Genomic DNA, 6,630 nt, shown 5'->3' with positions numbered 1-6,630 from the left:
GACCCCGCCACGGGGCGGGCGACCGTTGTGCAAGGGCTGGACGCGGTGCCCCCCGACGCGCGACCGACCGTCCGCCAGGTCAACATCGTCCACCTCGCTTGGGACGTGATGGTGGGCCTGGGGACACTGCTGTTCCTGCTTTCCGCCTGGTACGGCCTCTGCTGGATCGTCCGGCGCAGGATGCCGGCGAGCAGGTGGTTCCTCCGGGTCGCGGCCGCCTCGGGCGTCCTGGCGGTGATCGCCATGGAGGCCGGCTGGATCGTGACCGAGGTCGGCCGCCAGCCGTGGATCGTCTACGAGCTCATGAAGGTCGAGGACGCGGCCACGGGCAACACCGGGGTCTGGATCTCGTTCGGTGCGGTCGTCCTGCTCTACCTCGCCGTCGGAATCACCACCATCCTGGTGCTGCGTGGGATGAGCCGACGGTTCCGCAGAGCCGGTGGGTTCGTCGACCTCGAAACCCCCTACTCGCCGAGTACCCCGTCCGCCCCGTCCGCCCTGTCGGCCCCGTCCGCCTCGTCTACGTCGCCCGCGTCGCCTGAGAAGGCCTCGCCCGCACCCGAGGAGGAGCTCCGGTGAGCACCGCGGTCGCCGTGGTGCTGCTGGTGGCGGTGGTCGCGTACGCGATGTTCGGGGGCGCCGACTTCGGAGCGGGGTTCTGGGACCTGACGGCGGGCGGCCCGCGGCGCGGCGCCCGCCCCCGCGCCGTCGTCGAGAACTCGATCGGGCCGGTGTGGGAGGCGAACCACGTCTGGCTGATCTTCATCCTGGTCGTGCTGTGGACGTCGTTCTCCGAGGCCTACGCCTCGATCACGCTGACGCTGTTCGTCCCGTTGACGATCGCGGCCCTGGGCATCGTACTGCGCGGGGTGAGCTTCGCCTTCCGCAAGGCGGTCGTCACGACGGGGATCAAGCGGATCTTCGGGGGCGGGTTCGCGATCTCGTCGGTGCTGGTCCCCTACTGCATGGGCGCGATCGTGGGCGGGATCGCCTCCGGCAGGGTGCCGCCCGGGGGACGGGCGGGGGACCCGGTGGGCAGCTGGATCAACCCGACGTCCGTCGTCGGCGGGGTCCTGGCCGTCGCTGCAGCCGCGTACCTGGCCGCGGTCTACCTCGTGTGGGACGCCCGGCGGATGGACGAGCCGGACCTGGCCGAGTACTTCCGCCGCCGGGCCGTCGCCTCCGGGATCGTGGTGGCCGTGCTCGCCGCAGGTGGCGCCTTCGTCCTTCGCGCCGACGCGGCGTACCTGTTCGACGGGCTCACCTCCCGGGCCCTGCCGGTGCTGATCGTCAGCACCCTGTGCGGCGCCGGCGCCCTGCTGCTGCTCTTCCGCGGCGCCGCGCGCGGCGCCCGCATCCTCGCCCTGGTCGCGGTCGCGTGCGCCGTCGTCTCATGGGGAGTGGCGCAGTGGCCCTACGTCCTGCCCGAGACCCTGACGTTCGCCGCGGCCGCGGCCCCCTCCGGCACGTTGACGGCGGTGCTGGTGGCCGCCGCACTGGCGGTCGTCGTGGTGCTCCCCGGCTTCGTCCTGCTCTACGTCCTCGACCAGCGCGGTCTCCTCCCCGAGGAGGGCGTCGACGACAGGGCCGACCACCACACACGTCTCAAGGAGTCCGGAGCATGAGCCTCACGACGTCGCCGTTCCCGCCGATCGCCGACTACGCCTTCCTGTCGAACTGCCACACCGGGGCGCTCGTTGCGCCGGACGGGTCGGTCGACTGGCTGTGCCTGCCGGCGTTCGACTCGCCGAGTGCGTTCGGGAATCTCCTGGACCGGGGCGCGGGCTCCTTCCGGTTCGGCCCCTACGGCATCAACATGCCCACCGCGCGGACGTACGTGCCGGGCACCAAGGTCCTCACCACTACCTGGCACACGCCGGGAGGATGGGTCCTCGTCCACGACGCCCTGACGATGGGGCCGCGGCGAGGACCGGACACGGTCACCCCGCACACCAGACCGCCCGCCGACGACGACGCCGACCACCTCCTCGTGCGGACGGTGGAGTGCCTCGAAGGGTCCGTCGAGATCGAGCTGGTCTGCGATCCGGCGTTCGACTACGGCCGGGAGGCCGCCGGGTGGACGCTGGTCGACGACGCGGGTCACTCCGCCGACGCCAAGGGTGCCGGGCAGACCCTCCGGCTGAGTACCGACATGTCGATCGGCATCGAGGGAAGCTCCGCCCGCGCCCGCCACGTGCTGGAGAAGGGCGAGCGGGCGTTCTGCGCACTGTCGTGGGCCGACGGTCTCGCCTCTCCCACCGACATCGCCGACGCCACCGCGCACATCGACGCGACGGTCCGGTTCTGGCGCAATTGGCTCGCCCGGGCCCGCATCCCCGACCACCCGCTGCGGCACCCGCTCGAACGATCAGCGCTGACGGTGAAGGGCCTGACGTACATGCCCACCGGTGCCACCGTCGCCGCGCTGACCACCTCGCTGCCGGAGACGCCTGGCGGCGAGCGCAACTGGGACTACCGGTACACGTGGATCCGGGACAGCACCTTCACGCTGCAGGCGCTGCACTATTTGCTCCTGGACTGGGAGGCCGACGAGTTCATGCAGTTCGTCGCCGACGTCGAACCGACCGAGGACGGCAGCCTGCAGATCATGTACGGGATCGACGGCCGTCGCGACCTCACCGAGTCCACACGAGACGACCTGTCCGGGTACGAAGGCGCCAGGCCGGTCCGGATCGGGAACGGCGCGTTCGACCAGCGCCAGAACGACGTCTTCGGAGCGGTGCTCGACGCCATCCTCCTGCACACGCGCCGTAGCCGCCGCCTGCCGCGGCGCCTGTGGCCCCTGGTGCGGTCGCAGGCGGAGGGCGCCATCGCGGCGTGGCGTGAGCCCGACCAGGGAATCTGGGAAGCCCGCGGAAAGCCCCAGCACTACGTGTCGTCGAAACTGATGGGCTGGGTCGCCCTGGATCGGGCCGCCAAGCTGGCCGAGATCCGCGGCGACGAGGCGCTGCAGCAGAACTGGGCTGCGACCGCGGAGGAGATCAAGGCCGACATCCTCGCGCACGGCGTCAGCGACCGCGGCGTCCTCCGCCAGCATTACGACACCGACGCGCTCGACGCCTCCACCCTGCTCGCCCCCCTGTTCGGGTTCCTCCCGGGGAGCGACGAGCGGATCAAGAACACCGTCGACGCCATCGCCTCGGAGCTGTCCGAGAACGGCTTCGTGCTGCGCTACGTCACCGGCGAGACCGACGACGGCCTCTCCGGCAAGGAGGGGACCTTCCTGATCTGCAGCTTCTGGCTGGTGTCCGCGCTGACCATCGTCGGGGAGATGCAGCGGGCCACCGACCTGATGGAACGCCTCCTGCGGATCGCCTCACCGCTCGGGCTCTACGCCGAGGAGTTCGAGGTCGACCGCGCGCGCCACCTCGGCAACTTTCCTCAGGCCTTCTCCCACCTCGCCCTCATCGAAGCCGCAGCCCGGATCATCCTCGCCGACCGGCTCGAGGAGTGGTCGGGATGACCGGGGCCGAGACCGCGCCCGGCCGGGTCCTCGTCCTGGGTGGTGGGCTGGCCGGCGTCGCCTGTGCGCAGAAGCTGGGTGACGAGGGGATCGACGTGCTGCTGGTGGACCGCAACGACTACCACCAGTTCCAGCCGTTGCTCTACCAGGTGGCGAGTTCACAGCTGCCGGCCGAGGACGTGGCCCGCCCGCATCGGGCGATCTTCGCGGACTATCCGTCGGTGTCCGTGGTCACCGCGGAGGCGTCCAGTGTCGGGCTCACCGACCGCAGCGTGGTGCTGTCCGACGGGCGGACCCTCACCGGCTCGCACCTGGTGCTGGCCGCGGGTGCCCGGCCGAACTTCTTCGGGGTGCCCGGTGCGGCCGAGCACGCCTTCCCGCTGTACTCCGTGGCCGACGCCGAACGGCTGCGCCTGCACCTGCAGCGGCTGCTGAGGGAAGCCGTAGAGGGGGGCGGCTCTGCCGAGGCCGGTGCGCTCGACGTCGTGGTGGTGGGGGGCGGCCCGACCGGGGTCGAGACCACCGGGGCGCTGGCCGAGCTGATGCAGGCGCTGCAGAGGACCGGCCGCCTCGATCCCGCCGGGAGGGTCACCGTCGTCGACCGCTCGTCGGCGCTGCTCGGCCAGTTCTCCCGCAAGGCGCACGACTACGCCCTCCGGAAGCTCACCGAGGTGGGTGCGCAGGTCAAGCTCGAGACCGGGGTCACCGCCGTGCACCCCGACCGGGTCGAGTTCGACGACGCGACGACGATCACGGCGCGGACCGTGGTGTGGGGCGGCGGGGAGTCGGGCGCCGCCGTCGCGCAGACACTCGGATCGGTCCTCGGCCGCGGCGGGCGGCTCGACGTCCGGCCCGACCTGACCGTCGAGGGCCACCCGGGCGTCTACGCCGTCGGCGACGTCGCGAACATCCCCTCGCGCGCCGAGGGCGCCCCGGCGCTGCCCCAGCTGGGCTCCGTGGCGCAGCAGTCGGGCCGGTGGGCGGCGGAGAACATCCTGCGCGAGCTCCGGCACCAACCGGCGAAGCCCTTCCGCTACAAGGACAAGGGCATCATGGCGATGATCGGCCGGAACGCCGCCGTCGCCGAGGTCGGCAAGCACCGCCACCAGGTCGAGGGCCCGCTCGCCTTCGCCGCGTGGCTCGGGGTGCACGCCATGCTGATCAGCGGCGTGCACAGCAGGACCGATGCGTTCCTGGCGTGGGCCTGGGACTACTTCGAGCGTGACCACTCCGCCACGGTCGAGGCGTCGTCGGCCCCGCGGCGGATCGCGTGGGGCGGCGACGACCGGGACGTCCCCCACATCTCGCTCGACCGGCCCGAACCCGCCGACACCCCCGCGCGACGTGAGGACGCAACGCGCCCAGCCCGGCAAGCGCACACCGATCCGAGGGAGATGGGCGTGACCGACCGACACTACGACGTGATCATCATCGGCACCGGAGCCGGCGGCGGGACCCTCGCCCACCGGCTCGCCCCGACGGGCAAGCGGGTCCTGCTGCTCGAACGCGGCGGTTACCTGCCCCGGGAGCGGGACAACTGGGACTCCACCGCGGTGTTCGTCAAGGGCAAGTACCGGGCCCCCGAGTTCTGGTACGACGCGCACGGCGCCGAGTTCCCCCCGGAGGTCAACTACTACGTCGGGGGCAACACCAAGTTCTACGGGGCGGCGCTGTTCCGGTTGCGCCCGCAGGACTTCGGCGAGCTGCGCCACCACGGCGGCGTGTCCCCGGCCTGGCCGATCGGCTACGAGGACCTCGAGCCGTACTACTCGCAGGCCGAGGAGCTCTACCTGGTGCACGGCCGCCACGGCGAGGACCCCACCGAAGGCCCGGTCAGCGCGCAGTACTTCTATCCGCCGGTGCAGCACGAGCCGCGGATCCAGCAGCTGTCCGACGACCTGGAGAAGCAGGGCCTGCATCCTTTCCACCTGCCCATCGGGGTGAACCTGACCCAGGACGAGCACGGCCGGGCCCGCCACGACAGCGTCTGCATCCGGTGCGACCGGGTGGACGGCTTCCCGTGCCTGGTCGGGGCCAAGTCCGACGCCCAGGTGATCTGCGTCGATCCCGCACTCGAGCACGACGGCGTCGACCTGGTCACCAACGCACATGTGCAACGTCTGGAGACCGATCCGGGCGGCCGCACGGTCACCACCGTGGTCGCGGAGCTGGGCGACGGGTCCACCGCCCGGTTCGGCGCCGACATCGTGGTGGTGGCGGCCGGCGCGGTGAACTCGGCGGTCCTGCTGCTGCGGTCGGCGAACGACCGGCACCCCGACGGCCTCGCCAACGGCTCCGGCGTGGTCGGTAGGCACTACATGCGGCACAACAACCTGGCCCTGATGGCCGTGTCCAAGGACCCGAACCCCACCCGCTTCCAGAAGACCCTCGCCCTCAACGACTGGTATCTGGGCAGCGAGGACTTCGACTACCCCCTCGGCGGGGTGCAGATGCTGGGCAAGTCCGACGCCGAACAGGTCAGGGCCAATGCCCCGCGCTGGGCCGGCAAGCTCGCGCCGGAGATGCCGTTCGAGGAGCTCGCCCACCACGCAGTCGACTTCTGGCTGTGCGGCGAGGACCTCCCGCAGCCGGACAACCGCGTCACCCTTGATCGCGAGGGCGGCATCCACCTCACACTGGACGAGAAGAACAACGTCGAGGGCCTCAAGCGCTTGCGCATGCAGCTGCAGAGCAGGCTCGGGGACCTGGGCATGCACGAGAAGCATCTGCTGCACCACAGCATCTACATGCACAAAGGCATGCCGATCGGCGCCACCGCGCACCAGGCCGGCACCGTCCGGTTCGGCACCGACCCGGAGAGCTCGGCGCTCGATGTCAACTGCAAGGCCCACGAGCTCGACAACCTCTACGTCGTCGACACGAGCTTCTTCCCCAGCATCGGCGCCGTGAACCCGTCCCTGACGGCGATCGCGAACGCGCTGCGCGTGGGCGACCACCTGATCGACCGACTCGGATGACAGGAGATTCACCGACATGACACAGACCGCAGAAGTGGATCGGGTGGACGCACTGGTCATCTTCGGCGCGACGGGGGACCTGGCGAAGCTGGAGACCTTCCCGGCACTGGTCGGGCTGGTGGAGCGGGGCGTCCTGGACGTGCCGGTGATCGGCGTCGCGAAGAGCGG

General features: G+C 71.1%; 4 protein-coding genes and 1 pseudogene. All 5 read left to right on the top strand.

All coding sequences use genetic code 11. The features are described 5' to 3' along the window. A partial coding sequence (locus tag AB0B41_RS42250) for a cytochrome ubiquinol oxidase subunit I (RefSeq protein ID WP_358212756.1) occupies positions 1 to 579 on the top strand: 579 nt, incomplete at its 5' end. Continuing rightward, positions 576 to 1,625, top strand: coding sequence for a cytochrome d ubiquinol oxidase subunit II (locus AB0B41_RS42245; protein WP_358212754.1), 1,050 nt, complete (start codon positions 576 to 578; stop codon positions 1,623 to 1,625). The genes AB0B41_RS42250 and AB0B41_RS42245, both read left to right, overlap by 4 nt. Further along, complete coding sequence (locus AB0B41_RS42240; protein ID WP_358212753.1) at positions 1,622 to 3,484, top strand: glycoside hydrolase family 15 protein; 1,863 nt, start codon at positions 1,622 to 1,624, stop codon at positions 3,482 to 3,484. The genes AB0B41_RS42245 and AB0B41_RS42240 overlap by 4 nt, the downstream gene beginning before the upstream one ends. Continuing rightward, positions 3,481 to 6,462: an FAD-dependent oxidoreductase gene (locus AB0B41_RS42235; protein ID WP_358212751.1), complete on the top strand. Its 2,982-nt coding sequence runs from the start codon at positions 3,481 to 3,483 to the stop codon at positions 6,460 to 6,462. Before AB0B41_RS42240 ends, AB0B41_RS42235 begins: the two co-directional genes overlap by 4 nt. A 16-nt stretch (positions 6,463 to 6,478) precedes the next feature. Continuing rightward, positions 6,479 to 6,630, top strand: a pseudogene (locus AB0B41_RS42230) (glucose-6-phosphate dehydrogenase); the annotation flags it as partial.

Source organism: Pseudonocardia sp. NPDC049154 (genome assembly GCF_040648315.1).
Lineage (GTDB): Bacteria > Actinomycetota > Actinomycetes > Mycobacteriales > Pseudonocardiaceae > Pseudonocardia.
This window is presented reverse-complemented; position numbering and strand designations above follow the sequence as displayed.